This is a genomic window from Actinopolymorpha sp. B9G3 (genome assembly GCF_040120725.1).
Classification (GTDB): Bacteria; Actinomycetota; Actinomycetes; order Propionibacteriales; family Actinopolymorphaceae; genus Thermasporomyces.
Map to the genome: position 1 here is coordinate 119,839 of NZ_JBEEAB010000011.1, position 24,016 is coordinate 143,854.

The 24,016-nt window shown below is 70.7% G+C and carries 21 protein-coding genes; 14 read left to right on the plus strand and 7 right to left on the minus strand.

Features of this window, described 5'->3' with window-relative positions; genetic code table 11:
* Positions 1–86: 86 nt before the first annotated feature.
* Together ABNF93_RS19915 and ABNF93_RS19920 are read left to right on the plus strand one after the other, a co-directional pair.
* Positions 87–1,160 carry a LacI family DNA-binding transcriptional regulator gene (locus ABNF93_RS19915; RefSeq protein WP_349329607.1) on the plus strand — a complete coding sequence of 358 codons (1,074 nt, stop codon included), beginning with the start codon at positions 87–89 and terminating at the stop codon, positions 1,158–1,160.
* Positions 1,161–1,237: 77 nt separating this feature from the next.
* Positions 1,238–1,756: a DUF6790 family protein gene (locus tag ABNF93_RS19920; protein ID WP_349329608.1), complete on the plus strand. Its 519-nt coding sequence runs from the start codon at positions 1,238–1,240 to the stop codon at positions 1,754–1,756.
* 64 nt (positions 1,757–1,820) lie between these two features.
* Here the strand turns inward: ABNF93_RS19920 and ABNF93_RS19925 are convergent, their stop codons facing one another.
* From ABNF93_RS19925 to ABNF93_RS19940, 4 genes are all read right to left on the minus strand, one after another.
* On the minus strand, positions 1,821–2,618 hold the full coding sequence (locus tag ABNF93_RS19925) for a class I SAM-dependent methyltransferase (RefSeq protein WP_349329609.1): 798 nt from the start codon (positions 2,616–2,618) through the stop codon (positions 1,821–1,823).
* A 13-nt stretch (positions 2,619–2,631) separates the two neighbouring features.
* Positions 2,632–3,354: an iron-dependent transcriptional repressor DtxR gene (locus ABNF93_RS19930; protein ID WP_349329610.1), complete on the minus strand. Its 723-nt coding sequence runs from the start codon at positions 3,352–3,354 to the stop codon at positions 2,632–2,634.
* A gap of 236 nt (positions 3,355–3,590) precedes the next feature.
* On the minus strand, positions 3,591–4,361 hold the full coding sequence (locus tag ABNF93_RS19935; protein ID WP_349329611.1) for a cupin domain-containing protein: 771 nt from the start codon (positions 4,359–4,361) through the stop codon (positions 3,591–3,593).
* 232 nt (positions 4,362–4,593) lie between these two features.
* A complete protein-coding gene (locus tag ABNF93_RS19940; protein WP_349329612.1) occupies positions 4,594–5,313 on the minus strand; it encodes a TetR/AcrR family transcriptional regulator in 720 nt (239 codons plus the stop codon).
* Positions 5,314–5,451: 138 nt separating this feature from the next.
* On the opposite strand from ABNF93_RS19940, the gene ABNF93_RS19945 reads away from it, so the two are divergent.
* The 5 genes from ABNF93_RS19945 to ABNF93_RS19965 all read left to right on the plus strand — a co-directional run bounded on the left by ABNF93_RS19945 (position 5,452) and on the right by ABNF93_RS19965 (position 9,569).
* A complete protein-coding gene (locus ABNF93_RS19945) occupies positions 5,452–5,907 on the plus strand; it encodes a nitroreductase/quinone reductase family protein (RefSeq protein ID WP_349329613.1) in 456 nt (151 codons plus the stop codon).
* A gap of 166 nt (positions 5,908–6,073) precedes the next feature.
* On the plus strand, positions 6,074–6,901 hold the full coding sequence (locus tag ABNF93_RS19950; RefSeq protein WP_349329614.1) for a phytanoyl-CoA dioxygenase family protein: 828 nt from the start codon (positions 6,074–6,076) through the stop codon (positions 6,899–6,901).
* A 64-nt stretch (positions 6,902–6,965) separates the two neighbouring features.
* Positions 6,966–7,412, plus strand: a complete 447-nt coding sequence (locus ABNF93_RS19955) for a CBS domain-containing protein (protein ID WP_349329615.1) — start codon at positions 6,966–6,968, stop codon at positions 7,410–7,412.
* A 55-nt stretch (positions 7,413–7,467) separates the two neighbouring features.
* Positions 7,468–8,751 (plus strand): ArsB/NhaD family transporter, encoded by a 1,284-nt coding sequence (locus ABNF93_RS19960; protein WP_349329616.1) that lies wholly within the window; start codon positions 7,468–7,470, stop codon positions 8,749–8,751.
* Positions 8,751–9,569, plus strand: a complete 819-nt coding sequence (locus ABNF93_RS19965) for an HAD-IIA family hydrolase (RefSeq protein WP_349329617.1) — start codon at positions 8,751–8,753, stop codon at positions 9,567–9,569. Before ABNF93_RS19960 ends, ABNF93_RS19965 begins: the two co-directional genes overlap by 1 nt.
* Before the next feature lie 45 nt (positions 9,570–9,614).
* On the opposite strand, the gene ABNF93_RS19970 is transcribed toward ABNF93_RS19965, so the two are convergent.
* Complete coding sequence (locus ABNF93_RS19970) at positions 9,615–10,580, minus strand: DUF3152 domain-containing protein (protein ID WP_349329618.1); 966 nt, start codon at positions 10,578–10,580, stop codon at positions 9,615–9,617.
* Positions 10,581–10,649: 69 nt separating this feature from the next.
* Positions 10,650–12,896: a helicase-associated domain-containing protein gene (locus ABNF93_RS19975; RefSeq protein ID WP_349329619.1), complete on the minus strand. Its 2,247-nt coding sequence runs from the start codon at positions 12,894–12,896 to the stop codon at positions 10,650–10,652.
* Between the two features lie 265 nt (positions 12,897–13,161).
* Here ABNF93_RS19975 and ABNF93_RS19980 point away from each other — a divergent pair, with 265 nt between their 5' ends.
* From ABNF93_RS19980 to ABNF93_RS20010, 7 genes are all read left to right on the plus strand, one after another.
* Complete coding sequence (locus ABNF93_RS19980) at positions 13,162–13,932, plus strand: DedA family protein (protein ID WP_349329620.1); 771 nt, start codon at positions 13,162–13,164, stop codon at positions 13,930–13,932.
* 111 nt (positions 13,933–14,043) lie between these two features.
* Entirely contained in the window at positions 14,044–15,066 is a 1,023-nt protein-coding gene (locus ABNF93_RS19985) for a lysylphosphatidylglycerol synthase transmembrane domain-containing protein (RefSeq protein WP_349329621.1), read from the plus strand.
* Positions 15,067–15,150: 84 nt separating this feature from the next.
* Complete coding sequence (locus tag ABNF93_RS19990) at positions 15,151–15,660, plus strand: type 1 glutamine amidotransferase domain-containing protein (protein WP_349329622.1); 510 nt, start codon at positions 15,151–15,153, stop codon at positions 15,658–15,660.
* 211 nt (positions 15,661–15,871) lie between these two features.
* A complete protein-coding gene (locus ABNF93_RS19995; protein WP_349329623.1) occupies positions 15,872–16,618 on the plus strand; it encodes an META domain-containing protein in 747 nt (248 codons plus the stop codon).
* A gap of 183 nt (positions 16,619–16,801) precedes the next feature.
* Positions 16,802–18,244, plus strand: coding sequence for an ATP-dependent sacrificial sulfur transferase LarE (gene larE / locus ABNF93_RS20000; RefSeq protein WP_349329624.1), 1,443 nt, complete (start codon positions 16,802–16,804; stop codon positions 18,242–18,244).
* A gap of 238 nt (positions 18,245–18,482) precedes the next feature.
* On the plus strand, positions 18,483–18,866 hold the full coding sequence (locus ABNF93_RS20005; protein ID WP_349329738.1) for a cold-shock protein: 384 nt from the start codon (positions 18,483–18,485) through the stop codon (positions 18,864–18,866).
* Between the two features lie 284 nt (positions 18,867–19,150).
* Entirely contained in the window at positions 19,151–20,023 is an 873-nt protein-coding gene (locus ABNF93_RS20010; RefSeq protein ID WP_349329625.1) for a hypothetical protein, read from the plus strand.
* 70 nt (positions 20,024–20,093) lie between these two features.
* Here ABNF93_RS20010 and ABNF93_RS20015 read toward each other — a convergent pair whose 3' ends face one another.
* Positions 20,094–23,951 carry a S8 family serine peptidase gene (locus ABNF93_RS20015; protein WP_349329626.1) on the minus strand — a complete coding sequence of 1,286 codons (3,858 nt, stop codon included), beginning with the start codon at positions 23,949–23,951 and terminating at the stop codon, positions 20,094–20,096.
* Between the last annotated feature and the right edge of the window lie 65 nt (positions 23,952–24,016).

Here is a 24,016-nt window from a genome sequence, read left to right on the forward strand (position 1 = left end):
ATCCTGACCGCCCTCTCCCACGAAACTGACCGCCTCTCCCATCCGTCTCATTCGCGAGCCCATTCGTCCTTGTCCGGAGGTGCACCGTGGCGGCAACCATCCAGACAGCCGGTCGCCTTGCCCGGGCGGCGGGTCGCAGGCGGAGCATCAGGGATGTCGCCGAACTGGCGGGCGTCTCGGTGGGAACCGTCTCCAACGTGCTCAACAAGCCCTCCCTGGTGGCTCCGGAAACCAGATCCAAGGTCGAGGCTGCCATCACCACGCTCGGCTTCGTTCGCAACGGCTCCGCTCGCCAGCTGCGGGCAGGGACGAGTCGGACGATCGGCGCGATCGTGCTCGACATCTCCAACCCGTTCTTCACCGACGTCGCGCGGGGAATCGAGGACCGGCTCGCCGAGGACGACTTCATCCTCATCCTCGCCAGCTCCGACGAACGCGTCGACAAGGAGCGTCGATACCTCCGCCTGCTCGAAGAGCAAGGCGTTCAGGGCGTCCTGGTGAGCCCTGCGGAGGAAGACCTCGGCTGGCTCGACCAACCTCGCGCGCGCGGCACCGCCATCGTGCTTCTCGACCGTCCGGGTCCGGCCGAGACGATGTGCTCGGTCGCGGTCGACGATGTCCGGGGCGGTGAGCTGGCGGCAGCCCACCTGGTCGCGCTGGGGCACCGCAGGATCGGTTTCGTCAACGGCCCGACGAAGATCCGGCAGTGCGCCGACCGCCGCAAGGGAGTACGCAAGGCACTGCGTGCGGCCAGGCTTCCCGTCGCCCGCTCACTCGTCGAGGTGACGGTCAACTCGCTCAACGCCGACGGTGGTGAGGAAGCCCTCGAACGCCTGCTGCAGCTGGCCGATCCCGTCACGGCCATCGTCTGCGTCAACGACCTGGCCGCTCTTGGCGTCATGCGCGGGTTGCGCCGTGGTGGGGTGAAAGTTCCAGACGAGATGGCGGTGGTCGGTTATGACGACGTCGAATTCGCCGCCGTTCTCACCACCCCGCTGACCTCGATCCGACAGCCGCGCTATCAACTCGGTCGCGCCGCCGCTGAACTCCTGCTCGCCGAAGCGCATTCTCGCGGCCATCAACATGAGCAGATCCTTTTCCAACCCGAACTCATCGTGCGCGAATCCAGCGGCCCCCACCAGCTCGTACCCATGGGATAGATGATGGCTCTGCCATTCTGTGTACTCACGCGGGAGAACGAAAGAATTGCCTGAAGCTCGACCATAGCCTTGGGCGCATGTGGTTCTTCACATTCACCCTGGCGACACTGGTGGTCGGCGCCCTGCTCCACACCCTTCTCGACCGCGAACCCGCACGTCGTACCAGGCGGCGGATGGTCGAGCTGTGGCTACTGTGGTTCGTCGTCGGCGGCGGGGTCTGGGCAATTGTCGGAGGTATCAGCCATATCGGGCCGACATCGGACCAGATCGCGACGAGTATCGGTTATCGCCAGAGCATGTTCCAGTGGGAAGTCGGGTGGGCCGACATCACGGTGGGTGTGCTCGGCGTCATGTGCATTTGGAAACGGGACTCATGGTTGACCGCTGCGGTCGTCGCCATCGCGATTCTGTACTGGGGCGACGCCATCGGCCACATCATGGAGTGGATGGCGCACGACAACACCGCTCCGTCGAACATCGGCGCGATACCGAGTGACATTCTCCAACCGCTCGTCGCGGTCATCCTGCTCATCGCCTACCGTGCGCTTCCCGCCGGTCCGGGCGTACGTCCTCGTGCCACCGCTGAGACCACCTGACACATTGTCGTCCCGGCCGCGGGAGAAACCGTCCGTACGAGATATCTCCCGGAGGTGCGATGGGTCAGCGGCGCAGTGCGATGACCCGCCTGATCGGAATGGCGACCTCCACCCCGTCCGGCCGATTCCTCCCCCGGTCGGCAAGCCACTGCAAGGCAGCATTCCGGCGTTCGTCAGGGACGTCCGGAAGGTAGAGGGCGCGGAACAGCAACTCGGCGTCGCGGCGACCGTGTACACGGAAGACGAAGCGCTCGCGGGCGTCCTCCATCAGGTCGAACCCGGCCTCGGCCAACCCGTCGGTGAGGCCCGCGAGCTCGCCCCCACCCGGAAACTGCGGAGGCGTCCGCAGCCGCGCCGTCAACGGGCCGAGGATCACGAGGTCGCTGGGCCGCAACGGGACCGCCGACGCCACGGTCGCCGCGAGCATCCCGCCAGGCCGGAGCACCCGTGCACATTCGGTGAGAGTCGCCGCGAGCGGCTGCACCACCATCAGGCCCATCGAACACACGGCCGCGTCGAAACTTTCAGGGGCGAACGGAAGGGCGGTGGCGTCGGCGCACACGACCCGGGCTCCGTGCCGTTGGTGGGCGAGCGCCAACTCCGCCATCGACCGGTCGACACCCACCACCCGCGGCCCCGAGGTGCCCACGTCCTCGCGCCCGGACTCGGCGTCGAGGGCCGCCGTCACGGCCCCGCTCCCGCACGCCAGGTCGAGCACCTGCCGACCCCGGCCGGCGACTGGACGGATGATCCAGGCGTACGGCGTGAGTCGACCCGCGGTGCACCTCTTGAGAACCTGTTCGGTGTAGCCCGCGTAGCGTTGGTGAAACTCGTCGAGATAACCCGGCCAGTCCGCTGTCACCTGCGATGCCGGCTCAGATTCGCTTGACGAAGATGTGGCTGGCGAGATCGTCGGAGATCTCCGCGGTACCGCCGCCTTCTGTTGCGTCGACGGCGGTGAGCAGGGCGCCCGCCGGTGTCGGCGCCACGATTACGACATTGCCGGGAAGTGCCCGCGCCCGGTGCAGGACCTCCATCGGCTCCGGTACCACCTGGACGGGCTCGCCGATCCGACGGATGAGGACCTTGGCCTCCTCGTCGGTCCCGCGCAGGCTCGCGACCACGCGGTTGAGCCGCTCGACACCGTCGAGGAAATCCTCGACCGGCCCCTTGCCGCCGAGCTCGTCGAGTCCGGGGATCGGGTTGCCGTACGGGGAGATCAACGGCTGGCCCAGGATCTCCACCAGGCGGCGTTCGACCTCCTCGGAGATGACATGCTCCCACCGGCACGCCTCGATGTGGGCAAGTTCCCAGTCGAGCCCGATCACGTCGACCAGGAGGCGTTCGGCGAGCCGGTGCTTGCGCATCACCCGGGTGGCCATCTGCCGACCCTTCGGCGAGAGCTCGAGGTGCCGGTCACCCTCGACCGTGACCAGGCCGTCGCGCTCCATCCGGGCCACGGTCTGGCTGACGGTGGGGCCGGACTGGTGGAGCCGCTCAGCGATCCGGGCACGAAGAGGGACGATGCCCTCCTCCTCGAGCTCGAAGATGGTCTTGAGATACATCTCGGTGGTGTCGATGAGCTCGCTGTGGCTCACGGCGGCTGTCTCCTCTGCGTCGGTCCCCGCGCGTCCGGTCCGTCTCTCGCGGTCTGCTCGCTCCCGTCACGTGTGCGTACGCCGGGGGTTCGTCTCGTCGCGACGAGGCCCAGGCGTCCGGGGGATCCGCGGGGAGGCGGATCCTACTGGCCAGCCCGACCGGCTCGCCGACCCTGCCAAAAGAATACGCGGCAGCGACCGATGCCGGTCATGACCGAAACGGGCGAAGCTGGACGTTATCGCGCGAGTGGATCGTACGTCGACAGCCGGCCGCACATCCCCCAGCGTTCAGTGGGTGCCGACTTCGCGTGGACTCCCCCCGCCCGCAGATGGGAGGCATCGCTTCCCCGGAGTCCGGCGAGTTGGCGGCCGGTCTCGTGGGCGGCGGCGAGTGGGCCGTCGCTCCACCGCCGCTCCCACGCGTCCAGCCGGGGGCGGACCAGTTGGTGCGCGGCATCGTGGAACTCGGTGAGCGCGTCCGGGCCCTCGTCGGCGACGCGTTCGCGGAGGGCGAGGAACCCTTCGACGGCGAGGTCGCGGCGGCGGCGAGCGGCGTGCCCGTCAGCATCGTCGAGTCGGTCGGGCGCGGCGAGCGCCGTGGCGGCGGCGTAGCGCTCGGGATCAGCGAGGATCTCCGGCGGCAGGGTGAGCACGGCGTCGCCGGCCTCGGGCAGTCCGGCGTTCTGCATCACGACCAGGACCTCGAGTCCGCCGTCGTTGACGGCGCGGTGGATGACGCCTGGCGTGAACCACACGACGTCGCCGACCTGGAGGGGAACCTCGAGATATCCGTCAGGACCGAGCGTCTGCAACCGGCCGACCCCGGCCGCGACGATGTATCCCTCCGTGCACACGAGGTGGATGTGTGGGGACCCACCGCGCAGGCCGTCGAGGGTGGGCCAGTCGTAGATGCGTACGCGCGAGACGGCGGTGCCGCCGGGGAAGTGACCGAGGACAGCGGACGTGGGGGTGTCCACGGGGCGGTGCGGGGAGGACTCGATGGTCATACCTACGCGGCTCCCTTGCGCGCCACGCCCTTCTCCTCGGCCTTGCGCTTGTCGCGGAGACGCTTGCGCCTGGCGCGGTCCTTGTTCCAACGAACTTTCGCTCGAGATCCTCGTCCCATGTCGGCAGCTTAGTCCTGCGGCCGGCCGGGCGCGCAAGGCGCGCATGGCTGGCGGGCACATGGCGGGTGCAGGGCGCACACACTGGCGCCTCTTCCATTGCCGGGATAGCTCGTCAGCCGCGCCGCGAGCGCGGGCGGAGGCCGATGAGCTGGGCCAGCTGCCCCGTCGAGTGCTCGAACAGCGCCCGCTTGTCGTCGAACAGCCCCTCGAGGTGCCCGAAGAGCTCGAAGCTCACCATCCCGTAGAGCTGGGTCCATGCCGTCAGGACGGCGCCAAGCGCTGCCGGTGGGACCCCGCGAAGCTGCAGGTCCTCGACCGTGGTGACCAGCTGGTCGACCTGTCGCGCCGCGGCCCGCGGCAGCCAGGACGGCGGTTCGAGCGCGTCAGCCTCGGCGCAGTCGCGGACGACCGCGAGCAGGACGCGTGGCACCCGAGCGGCCGAGTCCACGGTGTCACGCGGTGCCTGATAGCCGACGATCGGCGAGCCGTAGATCAGTGCGTACTCCCGAGGATGGGCAAGCCCCCAGTCGCGGACGGCGTGGCAACAGGCGCGCCACCGGCCGAGGAAGTCGCCTCGCCTCCGCCGCGCGTCCGCGTCCTCGACCTGCTGACCGATGGCGTCGTACGCATCGATGATCAGCGCGGTCAGCAGGTCGTCACGGCTGGGGAAATAACGGTAGAGCGCCGAGGAGACGACGCCGAGCTCCCGGGCGACCGCTCGGAGCGAGAGGGCTTCGGCGCCGTGTGTCGCGAGCTGACGGCGCGCTTCGTCCTTGATCTCGCGGGTCAGCTCGGACCGGGCGCGCTCCCTCGCGGTTCGAACCTTCGGCATGCCAGCCATCCTGCCACATCTTTGAGAGCGCCGACCACAATCGAGAGCACCGCTCTTGACAGCCTTTCAGCGTGCGTGAACACTGACCTCATTCGAGAGCACTGCTCACACTTTCCTCTGGACTGAAGGGCCGCACCCATGAGTGACCAGCCGACCTTCCGCTATCTCGCTCCCAAGCCGGGAGGCAACTCCGTCCACCGGGCGGCGCGCTGGCTGACCGGCCACGGCGTCAGCCTGTTCGGCTCACGGCTTCTCCGCGTCCGTGGCCGGACCTCTGGCGAATGGCGTACGACGCTGGTCAATCTGCTCGAGGTGGACGGTGTGAGGTACCTCGTCGCGCCGCGCGGGCACACCCAGTGGGTACGCAATCTCCGCGCAGCCGGTTCGGGTGAGCTCGTCCTCGGCCGGCGGGTCACCCCGGTCCGCGCCGAGGAGCTACCGGACGGCGAGAAGATCCCGATCCTGCGGGCCTACCTGAAACGGTTCGGCTGGGAGGTCGGGATGTTCTTCGACAACCTCGACAAGAACTCACCCGATGAGGACCTCCGGGAGGCAGCTCCGGGCTTTCCCGCCTTCCGCCTGTCCGTTCCATGATCATGAAGGGAAAGTCGCGTGTACGCCGCAAATCTTTATGATCACGATCATGATCACGGGGAAGGGGCCGGTTGGCGGGGCAGGACGGCCGCGGCGCTACACGGCGCGACATCGTGAGCCGGCGATGCCACCATGTGTGGCGACGCGCCGACGAAGGGAGCCGACGATGACGGGCACACCGCAGCTCACCTTGGACACGCCGTACGCAGTGGATCCGGCCGACGTCAAGGCCTACGACGAGCAGGGGTTCGTCAAGCTCTCCGGCGTGGCGAGCCGGGGACTGGTCGAGGCGTACGAGCCAGAGGTCACCGCGAAGGTGATCGAGCTCAACACGATGCACCTGCCGCTCGCGGAGCGGTCGACGTACAAGAAGGCGTTCCTGCAGGTCACCAACCTGTGGCGGGAGAGTGCGGCGGTGCGGGAGCTGGTATTTGCGCGGCGGTTCGCCCAGATCGCGGCGGACCTGCTGGGCGTCGACGGCGTACGTCTCTACCACGACCAGGCGCTCTACAAGGAAGCCGGCGGCGGCCTCACGCCCTGGCACGCGGACCAGTACTACTGGCCGCTCTCCACCGACCGTTGCTGCACGCTCTGGCTGCCGCTACAGGAGACGCCGCTCGAGATGGGACCGCTCGCGTTCGCCGCCCGGAGCCACCACTTCTCCTACGGACGGGAGCTGGAGATCAGTGACGAGTCGGAGGCCGCGATCGGCCGAGCCGTTGCCGAGCAGGGGTTCCCGTTCGTGGAGGAGGCGTTCGCGCTCGGAGACGCCAGCTTCCACTCCGGCTGGACGTTCCACCACGCGGGCCCGAACACCACGCAGATCCCACGCCGGGTCATGACGGTCATCTACATCGACGCCGACATGATCATCAGCGAACCGACCAACCGGAACCAGGAGATCGACCTCGAAGCGTGGTTCCCGGGTGCGCGACCTGGCGAGGTTCCTGACACCGAGATGAACCCGGTTCTCTACCGGCGGACCGGTAAATGACCGCCCGCGAACCCGACCGTGCTGGACGATCCCGCCGAGCCGCGGGTCGCGATAGCGTCTGACCATGCTCGCGCGCGACCTCGTTGAGGAGTACCCATCCGTCACCAGCGACGCCGACGCCCTCGAGGCCGCCCAGCTCCTGGGCCACCACAGGTTGCCCGGCCTGCTCGTCACCACCCCGGACGGTCGGCCGATCGCGGTCCTGCCGGCCTCACAGGTGGTGCGGTTCGTCGTCCCGAAGTACATCCAGGACGACCCGTCATTGGCGCGGGTCCTCGGCGAGAAAGCCGCGGACAGCATCGTCAACCAGCTCAGCCCGCTCACCGTCGGTGACATGTTGCCGGAGCGACTGCCCGAACTCCCGATCCTCCACGGTGACGACACCGTGCTCGAGCTGGCCGCCCTGATGGCGCGCCTGCGCTGTCCGCTGGTGGCGATCGTCGACGACGACCACGTGCTCGGCGTCGTCACGGCGTCCCGGCTGCTGTCGCTGGCCCTCCACGCCTCATGAGGAGGTACGAAGGGCGGAGCCGCATCCTGGCCGAGCCGCCGAGGCGGGTCCCCTCGTGAGTCCGTGGATCGCGCTCGCGGTCTTCGTGGCGGCGTACGTCTTCATCGCCACCGAACGTATCCCCCGCCTCGCGGCCGCTCTCGGCGGCGCGGGCCTCGTGCTGGCGTTCGGCGTGGTCGGCGCCCACGACGTGTTCTACTCCGAGGACACCGGCATCGACTGGAACGTCATCTTCCTGCTGCTCGGCATGATGATCATCGTCGGCGTACTCCGGCAGACCGGCATCTTCGAGTTCCTGGCCATCTGGGCGGCGAAGCGGGCGCACGGCGACCCTTTCCGGGTGATGGTGCTGCTGTGCCTGCTCACCGCAGTCGCCTCGGCGTTCCTCGACAACGTCACGACGGTGCTGCTGATCGCTCCGGTGACCCTGCTCGTCTGCCAACGCATAGGCGTACGCCCAGAGCCCTACCTCATCGCCGAGGTGCTCGCCTCCAACATCGGCGGCACCGCCACCCTCATCGGCGATCCACCCAACATCATCATCGCCAGCCGGAGCGGCCTGACGTTCAACGACTTCCTCGTCCACCTCGCGCCGCTCATCGTGGTGCTCCTCGTCGTGTTCGTCGTGCTGTGCCGGGTGTTGTTCCGGCGTGAGTTCGAGGCCGATCCGCGTCAGGTGGCCGAGGTGATGGATCTGGACGAGCGGGAAGCGATCAATGACGTACGCCTGCTGCGGCGCAGCCTGATCGTCCTGGCGGCCGTGCTCGCGGGATTCGTCCTCCACTCGACCCTGCACGTCGAGCCGTCCATCGTGGCGCTGCTGGGGGCGGGCGTGCTGGTCGTGGTGAGCAGGCTCAGCGCCGGGTCCTACCTGGAGGAGGTGGAGTGGGAGACGCTCGTCTTCTTCATGGGGTTGTTCGTCATGGTGGGAGCGCTGGTGAAGGTCGGCGTCATCGACGCGATGGCGCACTGGCTGGCGGGAACGGTACGCGGGGAGGCCGGACTCGCCGTCGTCGTGGTGCTGTTCGGGTCGGCGGTGCTGTCCGCCCTCGTCGACAACATTCCGTACGTCGCGACGATGAGCCCCGTGGTGGCGCAGCTGGTCGCGCCTGACGGTCCGCTCGCCGGGCAGACCGTGCTGTGGTGGGCGCTCGCGCTCGGCGCCGACCTCGGCGGCAACGCGACCGCGGTCGGCGCGAGCGCCAACGTGGTCGTCATCGGGATCGCCCGGCGCAACGGGTACCCCATCAGCTTCTGGGAGTTCACGAAGTACGGTTCGGTGGTGGCCGCTGTGACCGTCGTACTCGCCCTGCCCTATCTCTGGTTGAGGTATCTGTGATGAGCGTCCACCAGGACGGTCGGCGCGCTGCCGGCTACGCCGGGATCATCTGCGACCTCGACGGCACCGTCTACCTGTCCGGGCGGCCGTTGCCCGGTGCGGTCGACGCGTTGAACGCCCTCCGCGCGGCAGGCGTACGGGTGGCGTTCGTGTCCAACAATCCGTTGCGTACCGCCGAGTCCTACGCCGAACGCCTGACCGGGCTCGGCGTCCCGACCGGACGCGAGTCCGTCGTCACCTCGGGTGGGGTGATGGCGTCCTGGCTGCGTACGCAGATGCCGGGCGCGCGGGTCCTCCTCCTCGGCGAGACCAGCCTGCGCGACGAGCTTCGCGCCGCCGGGGCGAAGGTCGTCGAGCGGGGTGGCGAGGCGGAGCTGGTGGTGGCGTCGTTCGACCGGACCTTCCGGTACGAGACGTGGCTGGAGGCGTTCCGGGCGCTGCGGGCGGGTGCGCGGTTCGTCGCGACCAACCCGGACCGGACGTGCCCGGTGGACGGCGGTGAGGTACCTGACGCCGGCGGCATCATCGCGGCACTCGAGACCAGCACCCGTCGCGAGGTGGAGGCGGTGATGGGCAAGCCGTCACCGCTGATGCTGGCCGCGGCGCTCGACTGCCTCGGGCTCGCCGCCGACCAGGTGCTCGTCGTCGGCGACCGGCTGGAGACCGACGTCGAGCTGGGTCACCGGGGCGGACTCGACACCGCGCTGGTGCTGACCGGTGTCACCGACGAGGCGGCGGCCGGGAGCGCCGAACCGCCGCCGACCTACGTACTCCCGTCGCTCGCCGACCTCCCCGCGCTCGCCTTGGGCCCTCGATGACGTGACCGCCGCACGTGATCGGTGCTTGGTGGTCGGTGTGCGGTGTCAGTCGCGGGCGAGTTCGGAGCCGAGGGGCCACGGGTTGGCCTTGCAGCTGCCGACACCCTTGGTCTGCTGCATCATGACCGGCGCCGGTTGCCCGGCCCCCGCGCAGTCCACGTGCCCCTTGCTCAGCCGGTGTCCGACCTCGTGGTTGACGACGTAGTTGCGGTAGTTCACCACGTCCTTGCCGAACGCCTCCGCACCGAACGCCCAGCGCTTCGCGTTGATCACGACCCGGTCCCCGGTGCGGCAGGACAGTTCGCCGTTGGTCTGCAGCGGCGCGCAGAGCCGGTCCACCGTCGCGGGCGTCGCCAGCAGGATGTGCAGGTCGACCGGACCGCTGTCGACGCGCTGGAAGGTCGCCCATCCGGCGGCCGCCCAGCTGCGCGGGTCGCCGAGGATCTTGTCGACGGTCGTCGCGATCTCGGCGGGAGGGTACGGAAGGTCCCTCTCGACATCGACCTGGTACTTGATCAGCGGGCCAGAACCGGTCCGTCCGGTACCTCCGGCCGCGACGCCGAAGTCGCCGGAGCCCTTGGTGACGATGGTCACCGCCTTCGGCGGCCGTGCCCTTGGCGTGGACGAAGCCGACGGCGGCGTGGCGGTGCTCGGGGCGGCAGGACTGGTCGATACCGGGAACGGCCCCCGATCCTTGTTCCTCGACACCGGCGCGTCGTCGGCCGGCGCGGTGACGTCAGGACCCTGCTCGACCTTCCGGTCCATGGCGGTCGGTACTCCGACCAGGGCCTCGGTAGGCAGCCACAGCCCGTACCAGTCGGCGAGAAGTCCGAATCCGAGAATGAACGTCGAGATCAGAGCCACACTCGCACGCCGGATCCTGCGGCGGCGGGTTTGGAGCTGGTGGTCGGTGAGTGTCTGGGTACGGCGTTTCGTGGTCCTCGGCCTTTTCGTCCCGGACGTCTTCGTCCTGGCTGACGTCGTGCGGCGTACCTTCCTGCGGGCGAACATCGGTGGCGAGCCCTCCCCTGGTCGATCCCCCTCACCCCGGGGTCACCCTAGCGGGACCCGAAAACCCCCCTAGTCGACCGGCGCGGCGCCAGTGATCCGATGCAGGGCGAAAGTCCGTGCCTCTCCCGCCGCATGGTCATACGCCGTGAGCCAGCCCCCGTCGATCCGAACCGGGTCAACGATGCGGTCGCGGGCACCCCCCTGCTGGTCTACGTACCCCATCCAGACCGACCATCCACCCGCCAGAGCGGCCCGAAGAACCTCGACAGCTTCGGCCGAGGCGGTACGCCGGAGTTGCCCCACTGCGGCCCCGGCGGGCCGGCTGGCCCGGGCCCGATCGCCGGCCCGGACGGCGCGTACGGCGGCCATCAGCACGTCCGGTTCGGGTTCTCGCGGACCTGTCGTGCCCGCCCGTGCCGGCGCCTCGGCGGTCCTCCCGGCCCGCGTACCGGTGAGCACCAGCGCGCCCTCCGGGGTTTCGGCGACCGGCGAATACCCAAGGGCCCGCAGCTCGTCGACGATCACCTTCACCGGCTGCCGGCCGATGACCACGGTCGGTGCGATCCGGCGCAGGCCGAGGGGTGTGGTCCGGCGGTCGGCCAGCAGCGCGTCGAGCGCGGCCGGGTCGTCGCAGCGGAGGTACGCCGTCGCGGTGCCCGCCCGGAGGTGGCCGTGCCGGCGGGCTATGTCGTCGATGAGGTACGACAGCGGCTGCGGCACCGGCGTGGCCGAGTGGCGGGACACCAGGTCGTGCAGCTCCGCCGCCGTCCGACCCCCGTCGAGGGCGCGACGGACCGACTCCGCACTGAACCGGTAGACGGTGGCACCTCCGTGGGACTCGGCATCGGCCATGCTCGCCAGGGCGCGGGCCAGCTCGGGCCGCAGCGGGCCGGGGGCGACGGCGGTGAGGTCGGCCTGCAGGAGTACGTGGTCGACGGGTTCGGGGAGCAGCGGTAGGAGCGTTGCGGCGGCGGCCTTCTCGCTCTCACGCAGGGCGGCGCCGTGGGCGGCGAGGGCACCGAGGCCGGTGACGCCCAGGACGGCGGCCTCGGTGAGGGTCCAGTCGAGGAGCTGGCGGACGAACGCGGTCATCCGCCGGGGCCGCAACCACTGCGCCCGGGCCGCGACCGCCTCGGCGTCCGGCGCGGTGTTCGCCGGCGCCTCCGCGAGAACCTGGAGTACCAGCTGGCGGACGTCCGGGGCGACGCTGCGTTCGACGTCCAGTGCCAACGCCGGCAGGAGCTTGTCGCGGTCGTCGCGGCTCCCGACGAGCCCCGGCACCCGGGTCGAGTACAGCCAGGCGCCCGCGATCCTGGCCCAGCGGTCGGCGGGTTCAAGCGCGAGCCAGGTGTCGTAGGCGGGGGTGGGAAGCCAGCCGTCGTCGTCGCCGACGGCGACGAGTCCGGCGGCGAACGCGGTCTCGATCACCAGTGCCGCGGTGGGCTCGTCGACGTCGAGACCCGAGGCGGTACGGCGCAGGTCGCGTACGCCCACACCGCCCGCGCGCAGGATCGTCGGAGGCTCGGCACCCCACGCGTCGAGGAGCTGCTCGACCAGGCGTACGACGTCCAGCGTGGTACCGGCGGCGGTCCGGTCGACGAGCGCCTGGTCGCGGGCGGTCCCCGCCAGCGCGGGCGGATCGAGCTCGCCGGCCGGGAGAAGCCGGCCGCCGCGGAGGTGGAGGCCGACCTCCCGGGGCAGCGTCACGGTCCGGGCGTCGCGGGCGACGAGGAGGCCGCGGGCGAGGAGCTGCTCGACCGGGCTGCGGGCGGACTCGACCGTGACGGTCCGGTTGGCGTCGGACACCAGCCCGATGGGTGGCCCGGCGGCCAGGCGTTCGGCGACGGATCGCGCCTCCGCGCCGGCCTCGTCGAGAAGTGCGGCCAGGTGTGCGCTGTCGGCGAGGCGCGGGTCGTCCGCCGGCGGTCCGAGGCCGGCGGGGTGCGGGCCGAGCAGATCGGGGACGACGGCGGCCACGTCCAACGCGTCGTCGGGGCCCCAGACGAGGGCAAGGGAACGCAGCCGGGCCAGGGTCGCGTCCAGTTGTTCGTTCGGGAGGTCGAGAAGTGTCCGAAGGGCGGCCCTGGAGACCTGTGGCGCGGCGACCACCACGGCCTCCACGACCGCGAGCTCGCGCCGGTCGAGACGGTCCAGCGCCCGTGCCAGCGAACTCCTGGTCGTCGCCCTGGCCGCGAGCGCCACGATGTCCGACGGCAACGGGGTGACGAGATCCGGTCGGGCGCGGAACAACCGCACCAGCGCGTCGTCAGCGAGGGTGCGGAGAGCTTCTGCGAGCGTGACCGGCTCGGCAGCCATTCTGGCCATCCCTTCCACGGTAGAGCCCACTCCACCGTAGAGCTCCAGGCCAAGCGCCGGGTGCCTGCGGACTTGTCGAAGGTATCTCGTCATCTATGGCGACATACCTCTGACAGGTGACCGGGGCCGAGCCCGACCGCACGACGACCCTGGCCGACCCTGAGGGGCTTGCCAGGGTGGGCGCGGGCCCTTCCCCGATGTGCGTGGAGGGTCCCGGACGGCACGGTGGATCCATGCCGTTCGCAGGAGAGTTCTGGGGGTACGCATGTCGGTGACGGGGACCCTCGCCGATCTCCATGCCATGGTGACCGCACTGCATCCTGGCGTGCTCGTCGCGCTCACCGTCCTGGCGGTCTCGCTCGAGACGTCGCTGTTCGTCGGGCTGCTGGTTCCCGGGGACGTCGTACTCCTCGTCGCCGGCGCCACCGTGACGACGCCCGGCGAGTTCGTGGCGGTGGTCGTCGCCGGCATCGCCGGTGCCCTCGTGGGGGAGGCGACCGGCTACGCGTTGGGCCGCCGCTACGGGACGCGTCTCCGGCACAGCCGGCTCGGCCAGCGCCTCGGCGAACGCCGCTGGATCCGTACCGGCCGCGCGCTGGACCGTTGGGGTGGACGCGCGATCGTGACCGCCAGGTTCACGCCGGTGGTCCACGCGATGCTGCCGGTCGTCGCGGGAACGCTCGGCTATCCGATCGGACGGTTCCTGCGCTGGTGCGGTGCCGCGGCGGTCATCTGGTCGCTCGTGTACGCCGGTGCCGGCGCGTTGGCGGGCAGCCAGCTCGCGCGGGTGAACGGCTCGCTCGGTCTGTTCGGCTACGGCGTACTCCTCGTTGTCGGCGTCTTGATCGCCCTCAAGTGTGGGAAGGCTGTCAAGACCGCCTTGCGTCGGCGGTCGGCGCCGGTCGCGCCGGTCGGGTCAGCTGCGTTGGCGGGGTCAGGTGGACCGGTCGCATCAGGTGGACCGGTCGGGTCAGGTGAACCGGTCGCGTCAGGTGAACCGGTCGGAATGGTGGACGCGTGCGATCGCGGGAGGTGACAACTGATGAGCCTGGCTCCTGAGGTGACGGCTCGGCTGGAAACGTCTGCCGGGACCACCCATGCGCCTGCTCTGGCGAATCCCCGCTCCCGACACGCATCGACTCCGCCCGTGGCGAAGAACCGCACCGGGCGCGGATCGAGAACCACAGCGGAGGTCGCACGTCGCGACGGGCGTGGGGCACGTCGCGACCGTGACTTCCGGCTGTCGTGGCGTGGCCGCCATGTACTCGTCCTCGCCGCCGTGGTCGGCCTTGTCGGCTGGCTCGCGTACGAGAACCGGGACGCCTTCGACCCCGGGCTGTGGCGCGCGAACCTGCACCTCGGCTGGGCGCTGCTCGCCGTCGCCGGCATGGGGCTCACGCTCGCCGGCAACGCATGGAACCTCTCCGGCGCGAGCCCGACCCGGTTGCGGTTCTGGCCGACGTTCGCCGCACAGGTCGCCGGGTCGCTGCTGCGCATCGTGTCGCCGGCAGCGGTGGGTGCCGCCGCCGTCAACGTGCAGTACCTCCGGCGGGCCGGCGTGAGTGGGACGGCCTCGCTCGGCGCCGTGTCGGTCGCGCAGTCCGTACAACTGCTGCTGGCGCTGTTGTTGCTCCCGCCCGTTGCCATCGCGGCCGGTGCCGAGGCCGAACTGTTGAGCGCCGACGGCCTGTGGATCGCGCTCGCCGCGGTGGCCGGGACAGCGGTGGCCGCGGGTGCCGTCGTCCTCGTCGTACGCAGGTCTCCCCTGGCGGAGGCTCGGGTCCGGATGCTGCTGGGTGAGCTGTCCCGGTCGCTGCGGGCGATGGCGGGCGAGCCGCGGCGGGCGGTCGTGAGCGTCGCCGGCGCGGTCTGCGTCTCGGGCGGGCTCATCCTCGCGCTGTGGTCGTCCGTGCATGCGTTCGGTGGGTCGCTGGCGTTGCTGACGGCGGCGGGCGTTCTCCTGCTCGGAAGTACGGCGGGCAACATCGTCCCGGTGCCTGGTGGACTCGGCTCGGTCGACGCGGCGCTCGTCGCCGCGTTGACGGCGACCGGCACCCCGCTCACCGTGGCGTTGCCGGCGGTGGCGTTGTTCCGGCTGGTGACGCTGTGGCTGCTGCTTCCGGCGGGCCTGGTGAGCCTCGGCCTGCTCCGCAGCCGCGGGCAGCTGTAGGGAGCCCGCGAGCGTGTAAGGCTGGAGCTGTCGGGTAGTCCGACCGACTGGCCCCGACCTCGAGAAGCGAAAGCGGGGAGAACCATGGCAAAGGTCGCATTTGTCGTCGACGAGATCTTCGAGGACTCCGAGTTCCAGGTCCCGTACGACGAGGTACGCAAGGCGGGACACGAGGCCGTCGTCGTCGGCAGGGAGAAGGGCAAGGAAGTCACCGGCAAGAAAGGGACGAAGGTCACGGTCGAGCTCGGATCCGACGACGCGCGGGCGGATGACTTCGATGCCGTCGTCGTGCCGGGTGGCTACTCACCGGACAAGGTGCGTACGGACGCGAAGCTGGTCGACCTGACCCGCCAGGCGTACGAACACGGCAAGCCGGTCGCGGCGATCTGCCACGCCGGCTGGGTACTCGCCGAGGCGGACATCGTGCGCGGCAAGACGGTGACGTCGTACCACTCCATCAGGACCGACCTGGTCAACGCCGGTGCCGAGTGGGTCGACAAGGAAGTCGTGGAGGACGGCAACCTCATCACGTCCCGTACGCCCGCCGACCTGCCGGCGTTCTGCGCCACCCTCCTCCGACAGCTCGGCTCGTAGACCCACCGCAGACCGCGGCGGGGCCGGTGTGGGCCGGAATCCCAGCGGCGCCGGGATCCCGCACACCGCGCCCGCCGCGCCTGCCGCGCCGGGCAACCTCCGGCGACGGCGAACCGTCTGAATGGCTATGAGATCTCGCAGACTGCTCGGATGCCTGGCCCTTCTCCTGGCTGCCGCAGGCACCGGTGGCTGCGGCGGAGGGGTGACAACAGTGGACCCAGGCGCCGGATCCGAGGCGGAGGACCAGCTACGCGGACGTACGTACCTCTCGACCGAGGTCACGGACTCCGGTGCCCCCCGCGCACTCGTCGACGGCACCCGGATCAGCCTGCAGTTCACCGACGACGGCCGGTTGCTCGCCAACGCCGGCTGCAACTCCATGTCCGGTGAGGTCAGCCTCGACGACAGCCGGCTCGACGTGGGCGGCGGCCTCGCGACGACCGAGATGGGCTGCGATCCCGCCCGGCACGAGCAGGACGAATGGCTGGCGAAGCTCTTCGACACCAGCCCGGAATGGCGCGTCGACGGCGACCGGCTGATCCTCACCTCGGGCGAGTCGAGAATCGTCCTCCTCGACCGCAAGGTCGCCCAACCCGACCGCCCGCTGACCGGCACCCGCTGGAAGCTCACGACGATCATCGACGGGGAGGTGGCGTCGTCGGTGCCGAAGCTGGACAAGACGCCGGACCTCACCTTCACCAAGGGCGGAGAGGTCAGGGGCTTCAGCGGTTGCAACGGTTTCGGTGGCGAGGCGACCGTCTCCGGTTCGACCATCGCGTTCGGGTCGTTGCAGGGCACCCTGATCGCCTGCCCGGGCGCTGCGGGCGAGGTCGAGCGGACGGTCCTCGACGTGCTGAAGGGCGACGTCCAGTTCACGATCGACGCGGACCAGCTGCGGCTGCGGCATCCGGACGGCAAGACCCTCGTCTACTCGGCCGCCACCGCCAAGGACCGCTGAGTCGTAGCCCTCACGGCAGCCGCCGCTACGGACAGTGTGCGCCGACCATCGCGTCCAGGACCTCCCGGCCCCAAGGTCGAGGACGCTGGTCCCGCCCTCCAACTCGCACCTCGTCGCACCTCGACGCCCGTCCCGGACCCCGACCGGGACAGGCACATTGCCACGCAACGTAGGGTCGATGCCGTGGCCCCAGATGCGTTAGTCGTCGGTTTCGACCTGGATATGACCCTCATCGACTCCCGTCCCGGCATCGCCGCGGTCTGGGACGCGGTCTCCGCGCGTACCGGCGTCCACGTCGACAGCGCCACCGTCGTGACCCGGCTCGGGCCACCGCTGGACCACGAGGCGGCACAGTGGTTCCCGCCCGCCCAGGTGCCGGCGGCCGTCGCGCTCTACCGCGAGCTCTATCCCGACCTGGCCGTCGAGGCCGCCGCGCTGCTGCCGGGTGCGGCCGAGGCGATCAAAGCCGTACGCCGGCACGGCGGCAAGGTGCTGGTCGTCACCGCCAAGAACGAGCCACACGCCCGCCTGCACCTCGAACACCTCGGGCTCGAGGTCGACGAGATCGCGGGCGACGTCTGGGCGGAGGAGAAGGGCACGGTCCTGCGCGCGCACAACGCCACGATCTACGTCGGTGACCACCACGGTGACATGCTCGGCGCGCGGACGGCGGGGGCCCTGGCGCTGGGCGTCCCGACCGGGCCGCTCTCGGCGGAGGAGCTGCGGGCCGCCGGGGCGGACGTCGTACTCACCGATCTTGCCGACTTTCCGTACTGGCTCGACGAACACATGCTCACCACCCGGCTGGCCGCACTCGAGACGCAGCTGACCGCCCTGGGTTCGCTCGTCGTCGCGTTCTCCGGCGGCGCGGACTCGGCGTTCCTGCTCGCGGCGGCCGTCCGCGCGTTGGGCTCGGACAACGTGGCCGCCGCCACCGCCGTCTCGCCGTCCCTGCCCGACGCCGAGCTGGCGCCGGCGCGCGAGTTCGCCGACTCGCTCGGGGTCCGCCATCTCACTCCGCGTACGGACGAGATGGCCCGGGAGGGTTACCGCGCCAACGACGGAGACCGGTGCTACTTCTGCAAGGCCGAACTGCTCGAGGTCGTCACGCCCATCGCGGCCGAGCTCGACATCGCCCACGTCGCGACCGGCACGAACGCCGACGACGCCCGAGCCGGGTTCCGCCCGGGCATCCGCGCGGCGGCCGAGCGCGGTGCGGTCACCCCGCTCAGGGACGCCGGCCTCACCAAGGAGCAGGTCCGCGAGGCGTCCCGCCGCTGGGGCCTGCCCACCTGGGACAAACCGGCCGCGGCCTGCCTGTCGAGCCGGATCGCGTACGGGCTCTCGATCACCCCGGCCCGCCTCGCCCGCGTCGAACAGGCCGAGGTCGCCCTTCGGGCGGTCCTCGCCGAGACCGGCGTACCCGTCCGCAACCTCCGGGTCCGCGACGTCGGCGACACTGCGCGGATCGAGGTCGACGCCGATCTCGTCGAGGCGGTCGAGGCGCTGCAGGAGGCACACGAGGCGGTGCTGGCGGCCGGGTTCGAGACAGCGGAGGTCGACCCGAAGGGCTTCCGGTCCGGCTCCATGAACGATCTGCTGCCCGAACCGTCCCGCTTCCGCTGATCCTGATCCTGGGTCTGCGTGGCGGCCGCCACGCGACGCGCGGCCCGCGGTCCGGGCCGAAGCCGGCACGTAGGTGGCGTGAGGCGTACTAAGAGGTAGAGGCCAGACGTCCAGACGTCTACCCTTGGAGCGGCCCCCGTCCTGCGGGGCCCAGTCATGAGAAGACGTGTCATGAGAGCGCGGGTCGCCCGGTTCCGCTGCTCTCCCATCCCAGACAGTGCATCCGAGCGAGGTCGATGTGCCGGCAGGCAAGGTGAAGTGGTACGACGCGGACAAGGGCTTTGGCTTCCTCACCAAAGACGACGGAGGGGATGTCTACGTCCGGGCCTCCGCCCTGCCCAGCGGCCTGACCTCACTCAAGGCGGGGCAGCGGGTCGAGTTCGGCATCGTCGCGGGCCGCAAGGGTGACCAGGCGTTGTCCGTACGCCTGCTCGAGCCACCGCCCAGCGTCTCCAAGGCGATGCGGAAGTCGCCGGACGAGATGGTGGTCATCGTCGAGGACCTCATCCGGCTGCTCGACGGCCTGGAGGGGACCTACCGGCGTGACCGGCACCCCGACGGCCGGACGGCCAAGCAGGTGTCGACCGTCCTCCGGGCGCTCGCCAACGAGCTGGAGCTCTGAGCCGCCGCTCCCTTGCTGTTCGCCGGTCCTCGGCGCGGGCGGCTCGCTGTCCACGCGTGGCCCCCTCGCCGGTTCCCACGCGTGGCCCCTTCGCGTGTTCCCGCGGGGGGCTCCTTCGCGTGTTCCCGTGCGTGGCGTCACCTGTTGCCCGCCTGGTCAGCCAGGCGTGTGGTCACCGGCGAGGCGTCGACACCTGGCCAACATTCCACAGGCATGCCCAGCGTGGTCATTTGCCGGCGCGAACGGCGGTGTCCGCCACCCGGCTTCGGCGTACCGTTGAGAGCGTGGCCAGTGGACACATCGGTGAGCTGTACGCAGACAACCTGACCGACGCCGACCTCGAGCTGTTGGCCGAGGCGGCCGCGCCGACACTCACCGCCGCCGAGCTGCGGCACGAGCCGGCGGCGATTCCCGGCCTCTTCGACCGGCCGGAGGTCTTCGAGGCCGTCTTCGGTCGTACGCAGGAACCTCACGACCGCTGGCTCGTCGGGGTGTCGCCGTTCCTGGCGTTCACGACCGCGGTGCACCGGTCGGCCGCGGACCTGTCCCACACGAGCTACCTCACCGAACGCACGGGAGCCCGCGAACGCGTCCCCGTCTTCGACGGCCCGGAGCTGGCCAGCTTTCTCGAACCCTTGGCGCGGCGGCTGTTCTTCGCCGAACTGCTGGCCTCGTTCGCCCGGGTGGCCAGCGGGCGGTATGTCGTGCGTACCGCCCGCGGTCTGCGTTCCCGTCGCTACAGCGAACTCGACCCCGTTCGCCTCGCCGGCCTCGTCGACACGGTGCCTCCCGCCGAACGGCCGGGCGCCTACCGCCGACTCGGTGACGTGGTGCTGTTCCTCGCCGGCGTGTTCCCCGACTACACGACCAGGCACGCCCTGGGCCCGATCGACGCGGCCCGCCTGCTGCGCGCGGCCGGCATCGTCCGCGAGGACCGCGACGCGCTCGCCGCGGCTCCGGCGATCGACCTCTTCGAGCATCTGGGTGCCCGCTGGTACCGCCAGGCGTCTCAGCTGGCGCCGCTGCGGACGGTGCGCCTGGAGGTCATCGCCGAGGTCGCGGAGAGTTTCCGGCAGGCGCGGCGGGTGCTCAACTTCGTCGCCGACCGGTACCTCTTCCCGGCCGGCGGCGGTTGGTTCACCCCTCCCGGCACCTGAGCGCGTCCCTCACCTGGCGGCGTACGCCAGGCTCCACGATCTGCTCGACACCCGTGGGCGGATGGCCCGCTCACTTCACCGCGTACGCCCTCTCGACCACCTGCTCGACGCCGTTGCCGAGGCTGTCGGTGGCGGCGACCTTCAGCGTCACGTAACCGCCGGCGCCCGGCCGGTTGTCGACGTGCGCCACCCACGCGGACCCTTCGCCCACCGTGACCGGTGCGGCGGACCACGTCTCGCCGTCGTCGTAGGACGCCCACGCCGACACCTCACCCACCGCGCCCGGCTCGTAGTCCGGCTGCCCTTCGAACGTCAGCCGCACTGGGAAGTCCGCCGTCGCGGGGGCCCGGTTGTACGCGTCGAGCGGCACGTCGTAGTCCGGCAGCAGGATCGGCAGCGCCACCGTGTCCTCACCCGGCGGCCGGCCCGACCGGAACGTGAAGGTCGTCTCGGTCCGCAGCGACAGTCGCCAGTCCGGATAGGAACTCGACCCCGCGAACGGCCGTGCGGTCGTGACCTCCAGCCGGTAGTCCGCCACCGGTTCCTCGACCGCCGCCTGCCCGAACGCCCCGAACGACGACTGCCCGACCAGGACGCCGTTGCGGTACAGCTTCAGTCCTCCGGTGTCGCCGAAACCGGCCCGCGGCCCCATGTGGTCGGGGTCGGCGTCCTGCCAGTGCGGGAACTCGAAGCCCACCAGATTGCCCTGCCGTTCCGCGACGTGCAGGTGGGTCCCGTCGTCGGCCACGCGGACACCGGTCTGCATCGGGTGTTTGAACCACGTCGTCCGCAGGGAATCCCCGCGGGTGAAGGTGCGTACCCGGTCGTAGACCACCGCGCCCCAGATGACGTTGGCTGTGACGATCTGCTCCCAGCCGGTGTCGCCGGGGGTGTAGTAGACGTCGCGCTCCTGCGGCGTGCGTACCTGGTTGACGTCGCCGACGTAGGCCACCGCGCCCCCGGTCCACGGCCGGTGCGCGATCGGCAGGTCGGCATAGCCGAGCGACCGGTCGCCCGGTGCGTACCACGTCTCGTGGACGCGACCGAGGTCACTGGCGTACACCGTGTGCGTCCGGTCGGAGCCGATCCGGTCCTTGTCGAAGTACGCCAGGTTGTAGACGTACGGGCTGTCGGCGACCGCCGACCACGACAGCCGCACCGGGCCGTCGGCCGCGGCGAGGCGCTCCCGCAGCAGCTGCTCGTCTTCGGGCGTGAGGGTCAGCCCGGGAGCCGCCGGAACCATCACGCCGTTCACGAAGCTCGGCCGCGCGGTCCAGCGCCAACGCCCCGGTGAGTCACGCCCGACGAGGACCGCCCGCGCGCCGGCGGCCGCCGCGTCCCGCAGGAGGGTGCTGATCCGTGTCGCCGTCGGCGTCGGCATGTGGATGAGGGCCACCTTGTCGCGCACGCCGGCGGCTTCGAGGTCCTCCGGCGTACCGTCGCCCACGTCGACGACCTCTGCCGTCGCCTCGCCGTCCAGCAGCTCACCCCAGGCCATGGGCGCCGGATCGATCCGCGCTCCACCGCGGCCTGCGATGCGCATGTCTACGTCGGGTGCGTACATCCGCAGGTACGTTCCCAGCTCGAAGTGACCCTTGCCGACCTGGTGCGGGTCGGGCACGGCGTAGAGGTCCTCCACCGAGGCGTTCGCCAGATAGCCGCCGGACACCACCCAGTCGCTGGCCCACCGGCCGTACAGCATCGCGCCGCCGCGCAACTCCAGCGGCCGGTCGCCGTCGACCTCGAGCCCCCGCCCCTCGCGCGCGTCCAGGACCAGGGTCATGTCACGGTCGACGGTGATCTCGGGACGGCCGGCGTAGGTCGCCGAGGCGACCAGCCCCGTGGCCGCTGTGCCGAGGTCGCGGGTGGTGATGAGCGCGGCGATGGAGTACGTACCTGCGCGGACGCGGAACGTGTCGTCCTTGCCGTCGGGATAGACCCGCCACCCTCCTGGCGCGTCGACGTTGAGGACGTCGAGGAACCCGGTCCCGGTGGCGCGGTTTCCCTGCCGGTCAAGGGTCCTGACGGTGAGGTCGACCGTCTCCGGTTCGAGCCAGAAGCCGACCGGTGTCGTCACAACGGTGCCGTCAGGCGCCCGGCCGACCAGCCGTCCGCCGAACTCGCCGTACGCCGCGTCGTCGACCCGTGTGCGGGGGTCGACGGTCACCGGCACAGCGGCGCTCCCGCGCGCCGGCACGGTGAGCGTGCGCGCGCCGAGTTCGACCATGCCGCGGGGGGCGGGACGTCCGTCCTGCCCGGCCACCTCGAGGGACAGATCAAGCGTCACTGGTCGGTCACCGATGTTGGTGAACGACAAGGACGTCGTGACGGGATCGCTGTCGGTGTGCGGCCAGGTGAACGACGCGAGACTCGTCGGCCCCGGACCCAGCACGGTCTGGCGCAACGCCCGCGGCACGTCGACGACTCCCGCGCCCTGGGCGTCGATGTCGTCCTTGGCGTTCGGTGCGGCCGCCGAAACCAGCAACGCCTTGCGCTGCTGGGCCGTGAGGTCGGGACGCCGCTGCGCGAGGATCGCGGCGGCACCGGCGACGTGTGGCGCGGCCATCGACGTCCCCGACATCGGCGTGTAGTGGTTGTCGCCACGGCTGTCGAGCGCGGCGGCCATGATGGCGACACCCGGTGCGGCGAGGTCGGGTTTCGGCGCGTGGTTGCCAAGGACCGGCCCGCGGGCGGAGAAGTTCGCCGTCTTCCCGTCGCGGTCGACCGCGCCGACGGTCAGGGCACCAGGCACACAGCCAGGCGACGTCACCCCCTCGCGCACGCCGGTGTTGCCCGCCGCGATGACGAACAACGTCGTGGTCTGTTCGGTCAGTCGCTTCGCCGCCGCCGCCACCGGGTCGGTGCAGTCGGCCGGTGCGCTCGAACCGAGGCTCATGTTCACGACGTCCGCGCCCTGGCCGACCGCCCATTCCATGCCGGCGATGACCCAGGACTCCTGGCCGCCGGCCCAGCCGAGCACCCGCCCGACGAGCAGCTCCGCACCCGGTGCGACGCCCTTGCGTACGCCCGCTGACGCCGTGCCGCTGCCGCCGACGATCGACGCCACGTGCGTGCCGTGCCCGTCCTCGTCGAAGGCGTCCGGGCGGTCGGTGAAGTTGGCCGTGGCGGCGATCCGCCCGGCGAGGTCCGGGTGGTTCGGGTCGTAGCCGCTGTCGAGCACCGCGACCTTCGTTCCGGTGCCGTCGAACCCCGCCGACCATGCTTCGGTCGCGCCGATCTGGCGCACGCTCCGGTCGAGCGTGGGCTGCACCTTCGCGTCGAGCCAGAGCCGGTGGATGCTCCGCGCCGAGCGGTCGCGCGGGTCTGCGAAGTCCCGCCAGAACCGCCGTGAGTCCTCCTTGTCGACGACGAGGGCGGATGCGGCGATGGACGGCAATGGTCGGGTACGACGCGAGCCGGCCGGCGCGGGTACCTCTCCGCCGGAGCGCGGGTCCGCGGCGGTCGCGATGAGCGGGATGCCGTCGCTGTGCGCGTCGTCGTATCCCTGCTCGACCAGGCCCGTCACGTTGAACAGCCGCTCGTCGAGGGTGCCGTCCGCGAGCAGGGGCGCGGCCGAGGCTGGCACGACGTACAGCTCGTCACCCACCTGCCGGGTGAGATAGCCGGCCGGGTCGGGATCCGGCGACGAGACGACGGCCGAGTGGCGACCAGCTTCGTCCGTACGCACGACAAGGCGGTCACCGGTCACCAGCGTCACCGTGGTCGCGTCCGGAGTGGCGGCGGAACCGACGAGAGCGGCGTTCCCGCCCGCGACCACACCTGGCCCCCGATCACCGGGTGCGGGTGTCGCGCTCGCCACCGTCATGGAACAGAGCAGCGCCACCGCTGTCGCGGCTGCCGCGACAGCGGTGCCGAACCGGAGTCCGGCACGACGGTTGATGGGCGTACGGCGAACCACAGCGTTCATGACCGTCACCCTCACAGAACCACCGACCACGCAGAACGATCGCGACGCGGCAGGTTCGCGCCATG

Excerpts from the sequence above, each read along its gene's own strand:
- ABNF93_RS19920 (WP_349329608.1), top strand. The coding sequence starts at position 1,238 with ATGTGGTTCTTCACATTCACCCTGGCGACACTGGTGGTCGGCGCCCTG.
- ABNF93_RS19935 (WP_349329611.1), bottom strand. The coding sequence starts at position 4,361 with ATGACCATCGAGTCCTCCCCGCACCGCCCCGTGGACACCCCCACGTCC.
- ABNF93_RS19940 (WP_349329612.1), bottom strand. The coding sequence starts at position 5,313 with ATGCCGAAGGTTCGAACCGCGAGGGAGCGCGCCCGGTCCGAGCTGACC.
- ABNF93_RS19945 (WP_349329613.1), top strand. The coding sequence starts at position 5,452 with ATGAGTGACCAGCCGACCTTCCGCTATCTCGCTCCCAAGCCGGGAGGC.
- ABNF93_RS19950 (WP_349329614.1), top strand. The coding sequence starts at position 6,074 with ATGACGGGCACACCGCAGCTCACCTTGGACACGCCGTACGCAGTGGAT.
- ABNF93_RS19955 (WP_349329615.1), top strand. The coding sequence starts at position 6,966 with ATGCTCGCGCGCGACCTCGTTGAGGAGTACCCATCCGTCACCAGCGAC.
- ABNF93_RS19965 (WP_349329617.1), top strand. The coding sequence starts at position 8,751 with ATGAGCGTCCACCAGGACGGTCGGCGCGCTGCCGGCTACGCCGGGATC.
- ABNF93_RS19970 (WP_349329618.1), bottom strand. The coding sequence starts at position 10,580 with ATGTTCGCCCGCAGGAAGGTACGCCGCACGACGTCAGCCAGGACGAAG.
- ABNF93_RS19975 (WP_349329619.1), bottom strand. The coding sequence starts at position 12,896 with ATGGCTGCCGAGCCGGTCACGCTCGCAGAAGCTCTCCGCACCCTCGCT.
- ABNF93_RS19980 (WP_349329620.1), top strand. The coding sequence starts at position 13,162 with ATGTCGGTGACGGGGACCCTCGCCGATCTCCATGCCATGGTGACCGCA.
- ABNF93_RS19990 (WP_349329622.1), top strand. The coding sequence starts at position 15,151 with ATGGCAAAGGTCGCATTTGTCGTCGACGAGATCTTCGAGGACTCCGAG.
- ABNF93_RS20015 (WP_349329626.1), bottom strand. The coding sequence starts at position 23,951 with ATGAACGCTGTGGTTCGCCGTACGCCCATCAACCGTCGTGCCGGACTC.